General features: G+C 63.8%; 17 protein-coding genes and 1 pseudogene. 7 read left to right on the forward strand and 11 right to left on the reverse strand.

The window, feature by feature from the left end; all coding sequences use genetic code 11:
• The first annotated feature begins 480 nt into the window (after nt 1-480).
• On the forward strand, nt 481-909 hold the full coding sequence (locus ADBZ9O_RS18725; protein ID WP_526524452.1) for an MmpS family transport accessory protein: 429 nt from the start codon (nt 481-483) through the stop codon (nt 907-909).
• Nucleotides 906-3,821: an MMPL/RND family transporter gene (locus ADBZ9O_RS18730; protein WP_526524453.1), complete on the forward strand. Its 2,916-nt coding sequence runs from the start codon at nt 906-908 to the stop codon at nt 3,819-3,821. The genes ADBZ9O_RS18725 and ADBZ9O_RS18730 overlap by 4 nt, the downstream gene beginning before the upstream one ends.
• A gap of 89 nt (nt 3,822-3,910) precedes the next feature.
• On the opposite strand, the gene ADBZ9O_RS18735 is transcribed toward ADBZ9O_RS18730, so the two are convergent.
• From ADBZ9O_RS18735 to ADBZ9O_RS18765, 7 genes are all read right to left on the reverse strand, one after another.
• Nucleotides 3,911-4,318 (reverse strand): DUF5078 domain-containing protein, encoded by a 408-nt coding sequence (locus ADBZ9O_RS18735; protein ID WP_526533274.1) that lies wholly within the window; start codon nt 4,316-4,318, stop codon nt 3,911-3,913.
• A gap of 93 nt (nt 4,319-4,411) precedes the next feature.
• The gene (locus ADBZ9O_RS18740; RefSeq protein WP_526524454.1) at nt 4,412-4,747 is read right to left on the reverse strand and encodes a DUF732 domain-containing protein; all 336 of its coding nucleotides are present in this window, start codon (nt 4,745-4,747) and stop codon (nt 4,412-4,414) included.
• Nucleotides 4,748-4,835: 88 nt separating this feature from the next.
• The gene (locus tag ADBZ9O_RS18745) at nt 4,836-5,576 is read right to left on the reverse strand and encodes a YqjF family protein (protein ID WP_526524455.1); all 741 of its coding nucleotides are present in this window, start codon (nt 5,574-5,576) and stop codon (nt 4,836-4,838) included.
• Nucleotides 5,577-5,578: 2 nt separating this feature from the next.
• Nucleotides 5,579-6,556, reverse strand: coding sequence for an alpha/beta hydrolase (locus ADBZ9O_RS18750; RefSeq protein WP_526533276.1), 978 nt, complete (start codon nt 6,554-6,556; stop codon nt 5,579-5,581).
• Between the two features lie 100 nt (nt 6,557-6,656).
• The gene (locus ADBZ9O_RS18755) at nt 6,657-8,468 is read right to left on the reverse strand and encodes a sulfatase-like hydrolase/transferase (protein WP_526524456.1); all 1,812 of its coding nucleotides are present in this window, start codon (nt 8,466-8,468) and stop codon (nt 6,657-6,659) included.
• Nucleotides 8,461-8,913 carry an SRPBCC family protein gene (locus ADBZ9O_RS18760; protein ID WP_526524457.1) on the reverse strand — a complete coding sequence of 151 codons (453 nt, stop codon included), beginning with the start codon at nt 8,911-8,913 and terminating at the stop codon, nt 8,461-8,463. The genes ADBZ9O_RS18755 and ADBZ9O_RS18760 overlap by 8 nt, the downstream gene beginning before the upstream one ends.
• Nucleotides 8,914-8,941: 28 nt before the next feature.
• On the reverse strand, nt 8,942-9,859 hold the full coding sequence (locus tag ADBZ9O_RS18765) for a helix-turn-helix transcriptional regulator (RefSeq protein ID WP_526524458.1): 918 nt from the start codon (nt 9,857-9,859) through the stop codon (nt 8,942-8,944).
• 181 nt (nt 9,860-10,040) lie between these two features.
• On the opposite strand from ADBZ9O_RS18765, the pseudogene ADBZ9O_RS18770 reads away from it, so the two are divergent.
• Nucleotides 10,041-10,859, forward strand: a pseudogene (locus tag ADBZ9O_RS18770) (aldo/keto reductase); the annotation flags it as partial.
• 25 nt (nt 10,860-10,884) lie between these two features.
• Here the strand turns inward: ADBZ9O_RS18770 and ADBZ9O_RS18775 are convergent.
• Nucleotides 10,885-12,150: an acyltransferase family protein gene (locus ADBZ9O_RS18775; protein WP_526524459.1), complete on the reverse strand. Its 1,266-nt coding sequence runs from the start codon at nt 12,148-12,150 to the stop codon at nt 10,885-10,887.
• 217 nt (nt 12,151-12,367) lie between these two features.
• Between ADBZ9O_RS18775 and ADBZ9O_RS18780 the strand changes: the two genes are divergently transcribed.
• On the forward strand, nt 12,368-12,586 hold the full coding sequence (locus ADBZ9O_RS18780; RefSeq protein ID WP_526524460.1) for a hypothetical protein: 219 nt from the start codon (nt 12,368-12,370) through the stop codon (nt 12,584-12,586).
• A gap of 17 nt (nt 12,587-12,603) precedes the next feature.
• On the opposite strand, the gene ADBZ9O_RS18785 is transcribed toward ADBZ9O_RS18780, so the two are convergent.
• From ADBZ9O_RS18785 to ADBZ9O_RS18795, 3 genes are read right to left on the reverse strand one after another with little or no spacing between them, the layout of a single operon-like run.
• Nucleotides 12,604-12,795: a hypothetical protein gene (locus tag ADBZ9O_RS18785; RefSeq protein WP_526524461.1), complete on the reverse strand. Its 192-nt coding sequence runs from the start codon at nt 12,793-12,795 to the stop codon at nt 12,604-12,606.
• A 25-nt stretch (nt 12,796-12,820) separates the two neighbouring features.
• Nucleotides 12,821-13,609, reverse strand: a complete 789-nt coding sequence (modA, locus tag ADBZ9O_RS18790) for a molybdate ABC transporter substrate-binding protein (protein WP_526524462.1) — start codon at nt 13,607-13,609, stop codon at nt 12,821-12,823.
• A gap of 15 nt (nt 13,610-13,624) precedes the next feature.
• Nucleotides 13,625-14,026, reverse strand: coding sequence for a TOBE domain-containing protein (locus ADBZ9O_RS18795; RefSeq protein ID WP_526524463.1), 402 nt, complete (start codon nt 14,024-14,026; stop codon nt 13,625-13,627).
• A 173-nt stretch (nt 14,027-14,199) separates the two neighbouring features.
• Here ADBZ9O_RS18795 and ADBZ9O_RS18800 point away from each other — a divergent pair, with 173 nt between their 5' ends.
• Genes ADBZ9O_RS18800 through ADBZ9O_RS18810 form a run of 3 tightly spaced genes read left to right on the forward strand, consistent with a single transcriptional unit; the run spans nt 14,200 to nt 17,323 of the window.
• Nucleotides 14,200-15,408 carry an acyltransferase family protein gene (locus ADBZ9O_RS18800; protein WP_526524464.1) on the forward strand — a complete coding sequence of 403 codons (1,209 nt, stop codon included), beginning with the start codon at nt 14,200-14,202 and terminating at the stop codon, nt 15,406-15,408.
• A gap of 44 nt (nt 15,409-15,452) precedes the next feature.
• On the forward strand, nt 15,453-16,145 hold the full coding sequence (locus ADBZ9O_RS18805) for an Rv0518 family GDSL lipase (RefSeq protein ID WP_526524465.1): 693 nt from the start codon (nt 15,453-15,455) through the stop codon (nt 16,143-16,145).
• Nucleotides 16,142-17,323 (forward strand): alkaline phosphatase family protein, encoded by a 1,182-nt coding sequence (locus tag ADBZ9O_RS18810; RefSeq protein WP_526524466.1) that lies wholly within the window; start codon nt 16,142-16,144, stop codon nt 17,321-17,323. The genes ADBZ9O_RS18805 and ADBZ9O_RS18810 overlap by 4 nt, the downstream gene beginning before the upstream one ends.

A 17,323-nucleotide genomic window follows, 5' to 3' on the forward strand; every position in this document is an offset into this window, starting at 1 on the left:
CCGTCGCCGATCGCGTCAGGAGCGAGGCTCGCGTGGCGCGGCGATTTATCCGCCCACCTGTGAACGCGATGCGCCGATCGCGGCGGCGATCGGCACAGGGTGGCCAATTCTCTTGTGATCATTGAGAATTCGTGGAATATCGGAACTGTGGCCGACGGCATTCGGGGGTCATGGCGACGCGATTGTGCTGACGATCTGGTGCGACCGCAGAGCCATTGCGGTACCAGAAACGACGCCATTGCGCCCTGCGAGTTAAGGCCGCGAAGTGTGATCAAATAAGCGACGCCCCGAACGCGAACGCCCGCTGGGCCCGCGATCAGTGATGCTCGCCACAGCTACATGCCCAATCTGTGGTGCCACTTAGAACTTAAATGTACTAATCTGTGGCGACAGTAAGAAGAATGAGGTCGATATGGGACGAACAGACGGCAGCATCCGGGGCTCGATGGCCCCAGTCGCCAGCGCAGGAACCGCCGCCGCATGACCGGCTTGTTGAAGCGCGCTTGGATTCCGGTGCTCATTCTGGTCGTCGTACTCATCGGCGTTTTCACCGTCATGAGAATCAAGACATTCTTCGGTGCTCCGGATCCGGCCAGCCAATCCAGTAAGCCCGCCGAGGACACCAAGCCGTTCAACCCCAAAGTGGTCAAGTACGAGGTGTGGGGTAACGGCAGCTACGCCGATATCAACTATCTGGATCTCGATGCCCAGCCGCAGCGGATCGACGGTGCCGCCCTGCCCTTCACGCTGACACTGAGCACCACAGATCCATCGGTCTTCCCGAATATCGTCGCCCAAGGTGACAGCACCGATATCACCTGTCGCATCACCGTCGACGACGAGGTCAAGGACGAACGAACCTCGACCGGCGTCACCGCCCAGACCTTCTGCTTGGTGAAATCTGCATGAGTTCTACCCATAACGACGAGCCCACGGATGCCATCCCGACCGGCGGCCGGCAGGCGACGTCGCCGGCCGAGCGGCACGGCCGCGACGGTATCGCCAAATGGATCCGCAGGCTCGCGATCCCGATCATCCTGGTGTGGATCTTCCTCATCGGTGTGCTGAACACTGTCGTGCCCCAACTGGAGGCAGTGGGCATTCTGCGCTCGGTCTCGATGACGCCTGACGACGCCCCATCGGTGGTGGCGATGAAAGAAGTCGGCCACGTCTTCAACGAGTTCAAATCCAACAGCTCAGTGATGCTGGTACTGGAAAGCGACCAGCCACTCGGTGATCCGGCGCACCAGTATTACGACGGGTTGATCCAGAAGCTCGAAGTCGACACCAAACACGTCGAGCACGTGCAGAACTTCTGGGGCGACCCACTGACCGCATCCGGTGCGCAGAGCCCGGATGGTAAAGCGGCCTACGCCCAGGTCTATCTGGCAGGCAACCAGGGTGAGGCCCTGGCCAACGAGTCGGTTGAAGCAGTCCAGAAAATCGTCGAGGAGGATCAGCCGCCGGCGGGCCTGAAGGCCTTTGTCACCGGTCCAGCAGCCATCTCAGCCGATCAGCACATCGCCGGCGACCGAAGTCTGCAAATGATCACCGCGCTGACCTTCGTGGTGATCATCGTGATGTTGTTGCTGATCTACCGATCGATCGTCACGGTGCTCATCGTGTTGGTCATGGTGGTGCTCGAGCTAGCCGCGGCCCGCGGGTTGATCGCATTCCTGGGCTATCACAACATCATTGGGCTCTCGACGTTCGCCACCAGCCTGCTGGTCATGCTGGCCATCGCCTGTGCGACGGACTACGCCATCTTCCTGATCGGCCGATATCAGGAAGCGCGAAGTCTCGGCGAGGACAAGGAAACCGCCTACTACTCCATGTTCCACGGCACGGCCCACGTCGTCCTCGGCTCCGGTCTGACCATCGCCGGCGCCACCTTCTGCCTGCACTTCACGAATCTGCCGTATTTCCAGTCGCTGGGCATTCCACTGGCCGTCGGCATGGCATTTGTGGTGCTGGCCGCACTTACGCTCGGCCCGGCCGTCATCACGGTGGCCAGTCATTTCAATCTGCTCGAGCCCAAACGGGCGCTGCGGACCCGGGGTTGGCGCAAAGTCGGTGCCGCCGTGACGCGGTGGCCCGGACCGATTCTGGTCGCGACGATCGCCCTGGCCCTGGTGGGTCTGCTGACGCTGCCGGGCTATCGGACCAACTACAACGACCGCAACTACCTCCCGACGGATCTGCCTTCACAGCTGGGATATCAGGCCGCCGACCGGCATTTCTCGCCGGCTCGGATGAACCCTGAACTGTTATTGATCGAATCCGATCACGATCTGCGGAACTCGGCGGACTTCCTGGTGATCGACAAGGTCGCCAAGGCCATCTTCAAGGTGCCGGGAATCTCACGCGTGCAAGCGATTACGCGGCCACAAGGCACGCCGATCGAACACACGTCGATTCCGTTCCAGATCAGCATGCAAAGCACCACGCAGAAGATGAACGAGAAGTACAACCAGGACATGACGGCCAATATGCTCAAACAGGCCGACGATATGCAGAGCACCATCGACTCGATGACGAAGATGTCGAGCATCACCGCGCAGATGGCCGACGTCACGCACAACATGGTCGTGCAGATGAAAAACATGACCATCGATATCGCGACGTTGCGCGATAACATCGCCAACTTCGACGATTTCCTGCGGCCGATTCGCAACTACTTGTATTGGGAACCGCACTGCTACGACATCCCGATGTGCTTCTCGATCCGATCGGTCTTCGACACCCTTGACGGTATCGACACCATGACCGATGACATCCAGGCGTTGATGCCGCAGATGGAAAAGCTCGACACCCTGATGCCGCAGATGGTCGCCTTGATGCCGTCGATGATCGAGACCATGAAGAGCATGAAGACCATGATGCTGACGATGTATGCCACCCAGAAGGGTATGCAGGATCAGCAGACGGCCGGCTCGGAGAACGCCACCGCGATGGGCCAGGCCTTCGACGCCGCACAGAACGACGATTCGTTCTATCTGCCACCGGAAACGTTCAACAACCCCGATTTCAAACGCGGTATCAAACAGTTCATCTCGCCGGACGGCAAGGCGGTCCGCTTCATCATCAGCCATGACGGTGATCCGATGACGCCCGAGGGCATCAAGCATATCGACGCCATCAAGCAGGCCGCGAAGGAAGCGATCAAGGGCACGCCGCTGGAAGGATCGAAGATCTTCCTCGGCGGCACCGCTGCCACCTTCAAAGATATGCAGGACGGCGCCAACTACGACCTGCTGATCGCCGGAATCGCCTCGCTCTGTTTGATTTTCATCATCATGCTGATCATCACGCGGGCCGTTGTCGCCGCTGCCGTCATCGTCGGGACGGTGGTGTTATCCCTGGGCGCATCGTTCGGCCTGTCGGTGCTGATCTGGCAGCACATCATCGGGATCGAGCTGCACTGGATGGTGCTGGCGATGGCGGTGATCATCCTGCTCGCCGTCGGCGCCGACTACAACCTGCTGCTGGTATCCCGGATCAAGGAAGAAATCCACGCCGGGCTGAACACCGGCATCATCCGGGCCATGGGTGGCAGCGGCTCTGTGGTCACCTCCGCGGGCCTGGTGTTCGCCTTCACCATGATGTCGTTCGCGATCAGCGAGCTCACCGTGATGGCCCAGGTGGGCACCACCATCGGCCTCGGCCTGCTGTTCGACACCCTGATCGTCCGGTCGCTCATGACACCGTCTATCGCGGCGCTGATGGGCAAATGGTTCTGGTGGCCGCAGCGGGTCCGCCAACGCCCGGTCCCCGAACCATGGCCCAACCCGCCGACTCCCAAGGAGGAGGCGACCGTCTAGAGGCGGTTCCCGCGCTCTGGGACAACAGCACCCGATACGAAAAGCCCTCCCACTCATGTTGAGCGGGAGGGCTTTTCAGCTGTCAGAGGTCAGTAAACCCAGACTGAGGGGTCACTGGGTGGGTAGTTCATGCAGATGTCGGTGGAGTTGGCGGCGACGCCTTTGTTGTTGAAGAAGAGTTTGGCCCAGTTGCCCCAGTGGGTGGCGACTTGTTCGTAGTAGACGTTGGTGGCGGTGTCTTCGGAGTATTGGCGGCGGCCTGCGGCGTCGAGGGAGAAGAACCAGTAGATGCGGTCGCGGGCCATTTGTTCGATGGCGGGGCCGCGGTTGTTGTAGTCGATCATGTACCGGGAGTAGTAGATGGGTTCGACGTCGCGGGCGGCGGCCATGTATTGGTCGACGGTGCAGGTGGTTTTGATGATCCGGTTGGGGATCGGGTAGTCGTCGGAGGCGTCGGCCGAGGCGATGCCTGGCACGGCGGTGACGGCGGCGGTCATGGCCAGTGCGGCGGCGGTGGTGCGGAACAAACGACGTGTGTGAGACCGGCGCATCGCGGTCACCTCTCTATCTCTTGGCCGTGGTGAACTGACTTAGCTTTGCGGTGCTGCGGCTGCCTGGAGGACGGGCAGTTTGTCGGGGCAGTAGAAGTTGATGGCCGAGCCCAGGAATTGCCAGGCTTGGGCGGTGGTGCTGCCCTTGGGGAGTTGCATGGAGACGAAGTGGGCGGACTTGTAGGCGTCGCCGTCGAGTCCGTCGTACATGCGTTTACAGGCGATCTTGCCGATCCAGGCGTTGTAGTCCCGCGGACCGTAGATCCCGTAACTGTGCAGCTCGTTCGCGAAATCGGTATCAGGATCGGCATGCGCGGCCGGAGCGAGGCCGACGGCAGCGGAAGCCAACAATGCAGCGAGGAAGACGCCTTTCATAACCGAGGATCTTAGCCTGTCTAAGCCTAATAGTCCTAGTTAGGTAACTTATTCGCCCGCCGAAGATGAGGGCTGCGTCATCGCAGGACTACCGCACTACGGTGGGACGACCGAATTGCGTGCGGACACCGGGGGAGAACAGGGCGCGTAGTGGTTCACCGGCGGGCTGGACGCCGCTTGCAGCCAACAGATCGTCGTCGATGTCGACGATGTCTGCGATCCGGACCGGCCAGGCGTCATGCGTATTGGGCACCCACCAGGTGCGCCCCGCCTTGCGGGTGTGCGCACCCCAGCGTGCGGTGAGCCACATCTCCAGCGGCGTGGGTGTCGCGACGGCACCGATATCGATTGTCAGTTGGCTGCGCAGACCACGCTGGGGCCATCGTCGCAGCGTCTCGTAGGTGATCCGGTCACCGGATCGTGTCATCCGCATCCGGGCCCAGGTGTACGGCACGCCCATGGCGATGCGGACCGTCGGCACCACCGCCAGGCGTGCCGTTTCCAGCGAACGGAACAACACGCCGTGGCGACCGGCGTCGTCCACCGAGTACAGCCGGATATTGGTCTCCAGGAACCTGCCGAAATAGGGCAGTGGAAGTGATGCGCCAATTGCTGTGCGCGCCATGAAGAATGGCACCAGCGCGACATAGGTGAACCCGTCGGCGAAGACGTCAGGTCGGGTGCCAGGCGGGTAAAGATGCGCAATGGTGTCCGGCCGCACCGGCCAGTGCACAAACGTCAGGTCTGCCCAACTCTGGTCGATGTATACCGGACCAGCCAGGGCTGGCGGGTCGACCGGGTAACCCTGCAGTGCCGGGTCGGTCACCATCGTCAGCCGGGCGGCGCGGGCACCGGCGCAGGAGCCGGCGGCGGAGGGGGATTGAGCAGACGCTGCAGGTCGGGTTTCATCGCCTGCAGCTGGCCGCCCCAGTAGCCCCAGCTGTGGGTGCCGTTGGGCGGAAAATTGAACACCGCGTTATGCCCACCCGCAGCAAGATAGTTCTCCTGGAACTGCTTGTTGGTGTTCAACGTGATGTTCTCCAAGAAGCCTGCGCTGAACAGGCCGCCGGCACTGGCGTCTCCGCTGGAATCCAGGTCCGACGGAGTGCCGGTACCGCAGTAGACCCAGACCGCGGTCCCGTTGGCGACCAGCCTGCGGACGTTGACCATGGGATCGTTGCGTTTCCAGGCCACATCACTGGACGGACCCCACATATTGGCGGGGCTGAAGCCGCCGGCATCCTTCATGGCCAGCCCGATCATCGTCGGCCACAATCCCAGCGAAGGATTGAGGAAACCCGATAGCGATGCGGCGAAGACGAACTGGGCCGGATGCCAGATGGCCAGTGTCAACGCCGAGCCGCCCGACATGGACAGGCCGACGACGGCGTTACCGGCCGGCGAGATCCCCCGATTCTGGGCCAGCCAGGCCGGCAGCTCCTGAGTCAGGAACGTCTCCCACTTATAGGTGACCGTCCCTGCGCTGTTGGCCGCGGGCTGGTACCAGTCGCTATAGAAGCTGGACTGCCCGCCGACCGGCATCACCATCGACAGACCGGACTCGTAGTACCACTCGAATGCGGCCGTGTTGATATCCCAGCCGTTGGCGTCGTCCTGGGCCCGCAGACCGTCCAGCAGGTAGACCGCATGCTGGCCGCCGCCCTGGAACTCGACGCGGATGTTTCGACCCATCGACGGTGACGGCACGTCGATCTGTTCGACCGGCAATCCTTCGCGTGAATACGCCGCTGCCACCGCCGATACACCCGCGACCATCAGGAAACCGGGGAGCATGGCGGCCAGCACCATAAGGACACGAATGCGGAACGCGTTCACGCCACCCAGCTAACCGCACGAGCGGGGTGGGCCCCGTAGCCCACGCTGGCCGTGACCGGCTTGTTATCAGCCGCTATCGCTTGTTCAGGAACCACAACTTTCGACGTTTACCGGTCAACGGCCGGCGCACCGCGTAGGGCCAGGGTTTGTTGCGCTCGGGAATGGAGTCGGCGCGAGCCGCCTTGAGCTGCATCCGCAGGTACGTCCGGAGCTCGTGCAGGTTGGGATCGGTCCACCGATTATCGGCCTCGACCGGGTCGGCGGTCAGGTCGTAGAGCTCCCACTGGTCATCCAGCGGGGACATCCGGTAGGCCTCACCGCCGAAACCGTTCGCCGCGAGGTGTCGCACACCGGGTTCGGTCCAGGTAGCCGGATCGTCGAAACTGCGGACCAACTTCCACAGATGGTCCGAACCGCCGCGCGCCACCGTGTCGGCCACCTCAAGGACAAGGCCCTCGAAATTCGAGGCGACGTATGCGGGGATCTGAATGCGAAGCGGGGCAGGCGGATTCGCGGCGCGCTTCAACCGGCGACCGAGCCCCGACGCGCGACTGTCGCCGTCGAGCATATTGTCGCGGGTCATCAGGTACACCGCTCTGCCTTCCTCGGCGGGTGCCCCGTCGACAATGGGCATCAGGTCCCGACCCGGCAGGGGGTGCACCTCGGAGAATGACTCGGTCAAGGTGGCGGCAAGCGCATCGATGTCGACGCCAGCCGCACCGAGCAGGGTGGGCACGAGATCGACGTGTGAGGTGGGCGCGGTGATGACGCGCGGCGCCGTCGCATCCTGGCCCACCCGTGCGATGACGAACGGGACTCTGGTGGCCTCGTCATAGAGGTTGAACCACTTCTGGTGCAGTCCGCCGTGGGCTCCCAGTAGGTCGCCATGATCAGACGTCCGGACCAGAACGGCGTTATCGGAGCCGCCCTCGGTGACCGCCCGGCGAACGCGGTCGATCGGGCCGTCGGCTTCTGCGTGCAGGCGGTAGTACAGCTCGCGGTATTGCGCGGCATTGCGGTCGTAGATCCGGCTGATCGCGGCAGCTGGGCCGTACCCGGAGTAGTACGCCTCGCGGAAAGCGATCTGCGCGGCGGGTTTTGCCGCCAGGTCTTCATTCGCCGTCGGCGCGGCAGGCACCGGCGGCGGGTCCAGCGGTGACGGTGCCAGCGGGCTGCGTCGAAACCAGGTTGGGAACAGCACGATATCGTGCGGGTTCACGAAACTGGCGACCAGCAGGAACGGACGAAGAGCCGCGGCGTCACCGGCCCGTCGGCGGGCATAGCGATCGTGCAACCAGGCCACCACCCGATCGGCGATCAGGGGATCGCGCCGAAAACCGCTGTTCGCCAGGCTGGCTCCATGCGGTTCCGGGCCGACCCAGCCCGAGAAGCCGAAGGGGTCCAACGGATCGGCGTCGAGATAGCGCGCGACGGCGGCGCTGTCGATGGCACCGTCGTCGTCATTGGTGGCCAGGGCACCATGACCCGACGGGTCGGGCAGGTCGGCGTGCGAGATATGCCACTTACCGTCGTAGTGCGTGTCGTAGCCCGCTGCGCGGAACCAGTTGCCAAGTGTCGGCACCTCGCCTTCACGCAGCCACCGCATCCGCGAATCGTCGAACATCTTGCCGATACCGTCGGTCTGGGTAACGCCGTGCAGGTCGGGATACTGTCCGGTGAAGATGGTCGGCCGGCTGGGCACACACGCCAGCGACCCCGTGTAGTGCCGGTGGAAGCTCACGCCGTGCTCGTCGAACCACCTTCGGCCACTGAGTGTTTGGTTGCGCCAGGCCAACACATCGGGCGATTCGTACGGGGGGATCGCACGTTCCTCGTCGGTCATCACGATGACGATGTCGGGGCGAGCGGATGCGGATTCAGACATGGTGTTTTTCCATCCGGTTGGCCAGACCCGCGAGCAGCGCCTCGGATTGCTTGGCCGCAACGCGGCAGATGGCGCGTTCGGCAAGTCGTTGGTGCGGCCGATTGCCCATATTGACCGTGCTGGTCAGTGTGACCGCGGTGGCACCGGCCGTCGGGGTCAGTGTCCAACGGTTACGCAACGATCCCAGCACTCGCGGTAGTCCGGTCACGTCGTAGGCCAGCACCGATTCGGGGACGAATTCGACGATCTGCTCGACGACGGTGTTCCTTTTGAGCTGGACGCGACGGGTCGTGCCGATCGGACCACCGTCGGGGCCGTGCTCCAACACACAGGAATGGTCGACATCCTCGGCCCAGGAACTGATCCCGCCGAAGTCCGCCAGCACGCCCCAGATCTCCTGCGGCCCTGCCGCTATGGTGCGCGTTCGGCTGATGTCGGAAGTCACAACACCAGACACTAGTGCGGGATGCCCGTCATGGCAGGTGAGTTACGTGTTCAGGTGCGGCGCTCGACCGTAAAGCCGCAGCGTGCTGCCCCGGTGGTGCGCCGAACAGGCGCCGGTATTCGCGGTTGAATTGCGTTGGGCTGTCATAGCCGACGAGATGCCCCACTCCGGCGACGTCATCTGCACCTGCCATCAAAAAGGCACGCGCCTGCTGGAGGCGAATACGCTTCTGAAACTGCAACGGGCTCATCGCCGTAATGGCGCGGAAGCGCCGGTGAAACGCCGACGGGCTCATCCCCGCCAGTCTCGCGATGTCCTCGATCCGCATCGATTCGGCGTAGTTATCGCGCATCCAGGTGATCGCACGACTGATATGCGCCAGCCCGCTGTCGGCCAGGCCGATCTCGCGCAGTACGGCGCCGTGCGGGCCGGTCATCACCCGCCAGAGGATCTCGCGTTCGACGAGCGGAGCCAGCACGCGCGCATCCGTTGGGCACTCCAGCAGTCGCGCCATGCGGACCACCGCATCCAGCAGATCGACCGAGGCGTCGCCGGTGGCGATGGCGGGCAGACCCGCCGCGCGACGCGACCACCGTGGCGCCGGATTCTCCAACATCAGCGATGCGATCGCTGTCGATCGGAGCGTGAGCCCCACCCCGAGCGCAGGTGACTGCGGGCTGGCGCCGAGGAAATGTCCGGTCACCGGCAGATCGGCCGTGACGATCAGGCACTGACCGGCGCGGTACTCGAAAACCTGGTCTCCCAGCAGGAGTCGCTTTCCGCCCTGGGCCAGCACCACCAGCAGCGGCTCAGTCAGCGAATAGTCAGGCGCCGAGGTCTCGACCCGGGAGACCAGCAGCCCATCGATCGTGCTGCGCATATCCGGGTTGGCGTGCCGCTCGATCAGGCGGCCCATCTCGTCGAGCAGGCCGGCCACGGTGTGCATAAGCCTGATTCGATCAACTTTGCGTGGATTAGGCAAGATCACGGTCGCATCGGCCTACCGCCGACCAGGCCGCAGGCGTTCGATAAAGCGAACATCCCAACAAGGAGCCACGATGCCACTCGATCACTACCTCACCCTTGGCCGGTCCGGTCTACGGGTCAGTCCGTTCGCCCTCGGCGCGATGACGTTCGGCGACGATCCCGGGGGAGCCGGCTGCAGCGTCGAAGAGTCCGAACTGATCCTGTCGACGTACCTCGACCTGGGCGGAAACTTCATCGATACCGCGAATTTCTACACCAACGGCCATTCCGAGAAGATCCTCGGCGACTACTTCGCCGCGCGACCTGGGCTCCGTGAGCGAGTGGTGTTGGCATCGAAGTTCTTCACGAACATGTATCCGGGTGACCCCAACGGGGGCGGCGCGGGCCGCGCGTCGATCATCGCCCAGCTCGAGCAGACACTGCGTCGACTGCAGACCGACTACCTTGACGTGTACTGGTTGCACAACTGGGACCGGTACACGCCGATCGAAGAAACCATGCGCACGCTCGATGATCTGGTCCGGATGGGCAAGATTCGCTACCTCGGATTCTCCAATACCCCGGCCTGGGTGACCGCGCAGGCGCAGACGATGGCGTTGCTCAAGAACTGGACACCCTTGATCGCGCTGCAGGTGGAGTACTCGCTACTGGCGCGGACCGTCGAAGGTGAGCTGGCACCACTGGCGGGTGACCAGGGGATGGCGTTGGCGGCGTGGAGCCCACTGAAGAACGGCTTCCTGTCCGGCAAATACCGGCGCGGTGACCACGTGACGGACTCCTCCCGCACCGCCTTCGTCGGCGCTCCGAGCGATGCCGAGTATCAGGTCATCGACGCGGTCACCGGCGTCGCCGACGAATGGGGCAGTACCGCTGCGGCAGTGTCGCTGGCCTGGTTGCGGTCCCGGGAAGGCACGGTGGTGCCGATTCTGGGTGCGCGGCGGGTGGATCATCTGCTGAACAATCTTGCGGGGCTGGAGCTGAGCCTCACCGAGGAGCAGTTACACCGGTTGGCTGCAGTGTCGACACCGCAGCTGAACTATCCGGCACCGATGCACGGGGACCTTCAACAGATGCTGCAGTTCGCGGGCGCCACCGTGCACGGCCGGCCGTCGATGGTGTATCCGCCGCTGACACAGAGCGATATCCGCTACTGAACCGGCGCAGCAGCCAGGCCAGTGGCACGGTCAGCAGCAGCGTCACTACGAACAGCCCTGCCGTCGAACCGGTGAAAACCGGCCAGTGCAGCACCGACGCCATCACGATCTCCATCACCATCACGTGCACCAGGAAGATCTCGTAGGAGATTTCGCCGAGCCAGACCATCGGCCTGCTGGCCAGCAGACGGGCGTAGCCGCCTCGACTGCCGAGTGCCAGCGGCGCCACCGCCAGCGTGGCGATCGACGCATAGAACACCGCCTTGATCAGCGGTTGCCACGGTTGCATCGGCGTGGTGATATCTCCGGCGATCGGTGTTGACACGATCAGGAAGCCGACCACCGCCACCGGGATCACGGCGAGCGCGTGGCAGCGCTTGCCCATCACCTGCAAGACCGCCAGCGCCATCCCGCCGACGAAGTAGAGCAGGTAGCCGGGCAGCCACATTCCGGCCGAGCTCGGTAACCAACCGGTGGTGATGAACGCCCATGACCAGACCAGGCTGAACACGGCGAGCCCGGCCAGCCCGGCCAGCAGCAGAGCAGGGCGCCACTGTCGGCGACACAGGACGCGGATCAACACATAGGCCAGCGCCGGCAGCGTCACATAGAACGCGGCCTCGACAGCCAGGCTCCACATCTGGGTCAGCCCCTGGTGGAGCTGGGTGCTCAGATAGGTGTTGCTGTAGATCTGTGTGAGGGTGAGATGGCGCACCAGGCCCAGCCAGGTATGTCCGGGATTTGGTGTGGCGCTGCGAAATTGGTACAGCAGGTAGGCCGCCAGCACCGTGACGACGTAGGCGGGCATGATTCGGCGGACGCGGTGCAGGCCGTAGCGGCTCAGCCGCGGTGACGGTGCGCCACCTGCAGCGGCCCGCACCCACGGCCGAAAAAGCAGGAAGCCCGAGAGGACGAAGAAGATCGACACGCCGATCTCCAGGCGGGCCAGCGCGAGACCGAGATAGCCGTGCGTGAGCACCCCGGTGCCGAACGCGGCGTGGGTTCCGACGACCAGCAGCGCGGCCACGGCCCGCATCCCGGTCAACGACGCCACCCGGTCGACGGCGCGAGTACCGAGCGCCGAATCTGGGTCCATTCTCGTGAGAATACCTAAGCAATCTAATGGCATTCGAAGTGTTTGCCATAGCAACGGTCTGAATCGTCGAACTGCCAGTCGGCGATCAATTCCTGCCAACGGAATTAATGCCATGAACATCGGAGTTAGTACAGCCAGACCGGCCAGATTGACCACCACCACAGGCCGCAACAAGGGTTCGGGCGACATCACGCACGGGCCAAAAGGAGTTAGCACCATGAAGAATTTGGGATTTGCCGCAATCATCGCCGGTGGACTGACCGCAGGCATCGTCGGGCTGGCTGCACCCGCGCAGGCTGCCGTCGTCGAAGCGCCCACCGCCGTCGCGTCCATCTTGGTGCCGGCCGGTATCGACCATCATTCGTGGCTGGACCAGATCACCCCGGATGTGCACGTGCCGAAGGTGGACACCTCGGTTCAGCACAGCGGCCGCTAACGGATTGGGCCGTTTGGCTAGGGCTTGCGTGAGCGCCAGCCGAACGCCGCAATCGCGATGCCGACCACCACGGTGATCGGGCCGATAACCGACCAGGTGACGGTATTGCTCATCGGGCTGCCCAGCAGTACGCCGAAACCTTGGAGGGCCCAGATCAGGCCGAAGATCGCCAACAGCACACCGAGGCCGAGCAGGAGGATTGCGCGCATCGTCCGACAGTAACCCAGCCAGCTGTCAGGGCTTGGTGAAGCCGGCTGCTGCCAGCACCTTCTGGCCGGCTTCGCCCTTGACGAAATCAACGAAACTCTGTGCCAAGGTGGCATTCTCGGATTGCCTGAGCACCGCAATAGGGTAGGTGTTGACCGCACCTGACGACTCTGGGAATGGCACCGCCGTCACCTTGTCACCGGCGCTGAGCGCGTCTGTCACGTAGACCAGGCCCGCATCGGCCTGGCCTGTGGTGATTTTGTTGAGGACATCGGTGACCGATGATTCCTCACTGACCGGGGTGAGTTGCACACCCGCGGCGTCTTCGACCTTCTTCGTCGCCGATCCGCACGGCACCTGCGGCGCGCACACCACCACGGTGGTACCGGACTTGGCGAGATCGCCAAATGACTTGATCTGCAAAGGGTTTCCCGGCGCGACGGCGATGGTCAAGGTGTTGGACGCGAAGTTCACCGGATCGCCGGCCAACAGATTGGCCGTCGCCGCCTTGTCCATGTTCTTGGTATCGGCTGAGGCGAAGACATCACCGGGGGCGCCCTGCGTCAGCTGGGTGACGAGGTCCGAGGATCCCGCGAAGTTGAACTCGACCGATACGCCGGGGTGACCGCTGGTGAACTGCTGGCCGATATCGGTGAACGTGCCTTTGAGCGACGCGGCGGCGAACACCATCAGCTTTCCGCCCGCTGCGGAACTGGCCGAGGGCGAGTCGGTACCTGAACCGCACCCGCTGATCAGTACCAGTGTCGCCATCAGCGCGGCGCCGTGGGCCAGTGCGGCCGCTCGGGTGCGTCTCATCGGTGGTTCTCTCTTCTAGGGTTTCGGGGTTTCCACGATGACCGTGGTGGCTTTCACGACCGCGACGGCGATGCTTCCCGGTTCCAGCTTCAGTTCCCGCACGGCCTCGGAGCTCATCAGCGAGACGACGGTGAAAGGCCCGCATTGCATTTCGACCTGAGCCATCACGGTGTCGGTGGTGACCTTGGTGACCAGACCGGCGAAGCGGTTGCGTGCTGAGCTGGCGACGCTGAGGGGATCCTTCGGTGCCGTGGCTGCATTTGTTCTGACGAACTCGGCGAGAGCGGCACCATCAATGACCTTGCGCGACGAGGCGTCCTGGCCGGCGGGCAGGCTGCCGTCATCGATCCAGCGTCGGACGGTGTCGTCGCTGACTCCGAGCAGTTCGGCGGCCTCGCGGACACGGATCGTCGGCATCGCAGCATAGTAACCGCATTTGCGTCCTCAAACGATAATTAGGGGTGCAGATGCGGATCAGGACTAGTGGTGTGAGGTATCTGCAGCGATCCCACAGCGTTGCGAGCGCGACAATGCCGCGACCTGATTGGTAATCTGCCACTGCTGTTCAGCGGAGTCACGGAAAGAGGGTTTTGCGTACCGGAGAGATCAAGGCCCTATCCGGTCTTCGCATCGTTGCCGCTTTGTGGGTGGTGCTATTTCACTTCCGCCCCCTGCTGTGGGCGGCGGCGCCGTCTTTTGCCTCGGCACTGAAACCCGTATTGGATCGTGGCGCGCAGGGCGTCGACCTGTTCTTCATTCTCAGCGGTTTTGTCATCACGCTGAACTACCTCGACAAAATGGGACCGACCTGGTCGGCCCGCGCGACGGTGCGGTTTTTGTGGCTGCGCCTGGCCAGGGTGTGGCCGGTCTATCTGGTCACCATGCATCTGGCCGCGTTATGGATCATCTTCACGCTCTATGTCGGTCACGTGCCATCCAAGCTCGTGGACACCCTCAACGCGACGGACTACATGCGGCAGCTGCTGCTGATCCAGCTGTGGTTCCAGCCATTCTTCGACGGGACGAGCTGGGACGGTCCGGCCTGGTCGATCAGCGCGGAATGGCTGGCTTACCTACTCTTCGGCGTGCTGGTGCTGGTGGTATTCCGGATCGCGCGGGTCACCAGAGCGAGAAGCCTGATGTGGCTGGCCTTCGCAGCCACGTTGCCGCCGCTGGTGTTGCTGCTGGCGAGCGGCCATTTCTACACCCCATGGAGCTGGCTGCCTCGGATCATTCTGCAATTCACTGCCGGCGCGCTCGCCTGCGCCGCCGTCCGCAAATTGCAGTTGAGCGATCGGTCTCGCCTGGCCGCGGGCTACTTCTCCGTGCTGCTGGTCGCCGCCGCCATCGGTGCCCTCTACTGGTTCGACGCCCATCCGCAGACGTGGCTCTATGACGCGGGCGGTCTGGTCGACGTGCTCTTCATGCCGCTGGTTGTCACACTGGCGGTGGGTGCGGGCAGCCTGCCGTGGGTGTTGTCTTTGCGGCCGATGGTCTACCTCGGTCAGATCTCGTTCAGTCTCTACATGGTTCACGAATTGGTGCATACCGCCTGGCTGTGGGTGGGGGAGCAGTTCGCCCTCGTGCCCACCGTCACCATGTGGAAGCTGATCGTCCTCGCCCTGTTCGGGATCGCATTCGGAGCCTCGATGTTGCTGTTCCATTTCGTCGAGGAGCCGGCTCGTCGGTGGATGCGCAGGATGGCCGACGGCGGCCGCGGGGTCACCGGCACGCTGACAGCGGTACCCAAGCCTCGCGACAAGCATGACGGTGTGGTGAAGGAAACCCGGGCGGGGTGAGAGTCGGGCAGGGCTTCACAGCAAACAGCCCTAGGCTGAGCGCCATGGGTCGTCTGACCACCTTCGTCGTCTCGCTCATTGTGTTGGTCGGTCTTTCCGCCATCCCGTCAACCTCGGGGCATCGCTATCAATTGGCGACTCGCGAGTCACCGCTCTACCGCGTCGCGGTCGTCGGCGATTCCTACACCAACGGCACCGATATCGGGGGAGTCGGACCGAAGGCGTGGCCCACTCAGACGTGGCAGACACTGGCCGGTCAGGGCGTGCAGATCTCGCCTGATGTGGCGGCCGAGGGTCGTGCCGGGTACGGCGTGCGTGGCGATCACGGCAGCCTTTTCGTGGATCTGACCAGCAGGGCGGTCCGTGCCGACGACGCGCTGGTGGTCTTCTTCGGCTCCCGCAACGACCAGGACGTGGATCCGACGGTCCTGGCCGGGATGGCCCACGACGCCTTCGCCCTGGCGCGGCAACGTGCGCCGTCGGCCAACCTTCTGGTGATCGGACCCCCGTGGCCGACCCCCGATGTACCGCCGTGGGTGCTGCAGATCCGCGACATACTCAAGGCTCAGGCGCAGTGGGCGGGCGCTTCGTTCTTCGACCCGCTTGTCGCGGGCTGGTTCTTCGGCAGACCCGACCTGATCGGCGCCGACGGTGTCCATCCCACTGACGCGGGACACACCTACATGGCGCAGCGACTCGCCCCACTGATCAGCTCACAGCTGCCGCGACGAACGTGAACCCCGACGAAGCGTTCGTCACACCGCGTTACGGCCAAGGCGCCCTTGCCGATCTCATCCCGTCGGTACTGGGAGTGCTTGGGGTGCCGGGGGAGTCGGATCGGATCGGCCTCGGGGTGGACGGGGCACGCCGTATGGCGGTGCTGCTGATCGACGGTATGGGCGCCGAACTTGTGGCGGCGCACCGCGACGCCGCGCCGTTTCTCGCCGCTGCGTTGTCCGGCGATCAGACGCCACGAACGCTGACGGCCGGATTCCCCAGCACCACCGCGACCAGTCTCGCATCGCTGGGCACCGGTGTACCCGCCGGAGAGCACGGTATCGTCGGCTACCTCCTGGCGATCCCCGACCACGATCGTCTGATGAACCCGCTGAGCTGGCGGTTGACGGGCCAGGGACCAAGTGTCGATCTGCTCAAAGAGGTTGTCCCAGAACAGTTTCAGCCCATGGAAACGACGTTTCAGCGGGCCGCGGCGGATGGTATCGCTGTCACTCAGGTGGCGCCGACGTATCAGGACGGTTCTGGCCTGACCCGGGCTGCGCTACGGGGCGGCGAGTTTCGTCCGAGCTTTTCCTCCGGCGACCTCGTCGACGGCGTTCTCACCGCACTTCGCCGCGGCGATCGGTCGTTGGTGTACGCCTACCACGGCGACCTGGACCTGACCGGCCATGTCCGCGGCCCGAATTCGGATGCGTGGGCACTCGAATTAGCGCAGATCGATCTGACCGTCCGACTGATCGCCGAAAGACTGCCGGCAGGCGCCGCCCTGATCGTCACCGCCGACCATGGCATGGTGACCGTCGGTGCACCCATCGACTTCGACAGGCACCCTGAACTCCAGGCCGGCGTGCGAACACTCGGCGGTGAACCCCGCGCACGGCATGTCTACACAGAGCCCGGCGCAGCCGACGATGTCGCCGCGGCGTGGCGCGCCGTTCTCGGTGCCGATTTCACCGTGGCGACGCGGGCCGAGACGTTTGGTTCCGGCTGGTTCGGTCCGCACGTCGCAGAGCGGGCCAAAGCCCGGATCGGGGATCTGGTGGTGGTCGCCCGTGGCGACGGTGCCGTGATCCGGTCCGCGGCCGAACCCATGCAGTCACGGCTGATCGGTCACCACGGCTCGCTGACGCCAGCGGAGATGCTGGTGCCGCTGTGCACGTATTACGTGCCCATCTGA

The organism is Mycobacterium sp. (genome assembly GCF_965229105.1).
Lineage (GTDB): Bacteria > Actinomycetota > Actinomycetes > Mycobacteriales > Mycobacteriaceae > Mycobacterium.

What these genes read in the sequence shown, in the direction of transcription:
- ADBZ9O_RS18785 (WP_526524461.1), bottom strand. Translation starts at nt 12,795, where the DNA reads ATGCGCGCAATCCTCCTGCTCGGCCTCGGTGTGCTGTTGGCGATCTTC.
- ADBZ9O_RS18730 (WP_526524453.1), top strand. Translation starts at nt 906, where the DNA reads ATGAGTTCTACCCATAACGACGAGCCCACGGATGCCATCCCGACCGGC.
- ADBZ9O_RS18745 (WP_526524455.1), bottom strand. Translation starts at nt 5,576, where the DNA reads ATGGTGACCGACCCGGCACTGCAGGGTTACCCGGTCGACCCGCCAGCC.
- ADBZ9O_RS18725 (WP_526524452.1), top strand. Translation starts at nt 481, where the DNA reads ATGACCGGCTTGTTGAAGCGCGCTTGGATTCCGGTGCTCATTCTGGTC.
- modA (WP_526524462.1), bottom strand. Translation starts at nt 13,609, where the DNA reads ATGAGACGCACCCGAGCGGCCGCACTGGCCCACGGCGCCGCGCTGATG.
- ADBZ9O_RS18750 (WP_526533276.1), bottom strand. Translation starts at nt 6,556, where the DNA reads ATGGTGCTGGCCGCCATGCTCCCCGGTTTCCTGATGGTCGCGGGTGTA.
- ADBZ9O_RS18780 (WP_526524460.1), top strand. Translation starts at nt 12,368, where the DNA reads ATGAAGAATTTGGGATTTGCCGCAATCATCGCCGGTGGACTGACCGCA.
- ADBZ9O_RS18795 (WP_526524463.1), bottom strand. Translation starts at nt 14,026, where the DNA reads ATGCCGACGATCCGTGTCCGCGAGGCCGCCGAACTGCTCGGAGTCAGC.
- ADBZ9O_RS18765 (WP_526524458.1), bottom strand. Translation starts at nt 9,859, where the DNA reads ATGCACACCGTGGCCGGCCTGCTCGACGAGATGGGCCGCCTGATCGAG.
- ADBZ9O_RS18755 (WP_526524456.1), bottom strand. Translation starts at nt 8,468, where the DNA reads ATGTCTGAATCCGCATCCGCTCGCCCCGACATCGTCATCGTGATGACC.
- ADBZ9O_RS18805 (WP_526524465.1), top strand. Translation starts at nt 15,453, where the DNA reads ATGGGTCGTCTGACCACCTTCGTCGTCTCGCTCATTGTGTTGGTCGGT.
- ADBZ9O_RS18740 (WP_526524454.1), bottom strand. Translation starts at nt 4,747, where the DNA reads ATGAAAGGCGTCTTCCTCGCTGCATTGTTGGCTTCCGCTGCCGTCGGC.
- ADBZ9O_RS18775 (WP_526524459.1), bottom strand. Translation starts at nt 12,150, where the DNA reads ATGGACCCAGATTCGGCGCTCGGTACTCGCGCCGTCGACCGGGTGGCG.
- ADBZ9O_RS18735 (WP_526533274.1), bottom strand. Translation starts at nt 4,318, where the DNA reads ATGACCGCCGCCGTCACCGCCGTGCCAGGCATCGCCTCGGCCGACGCC.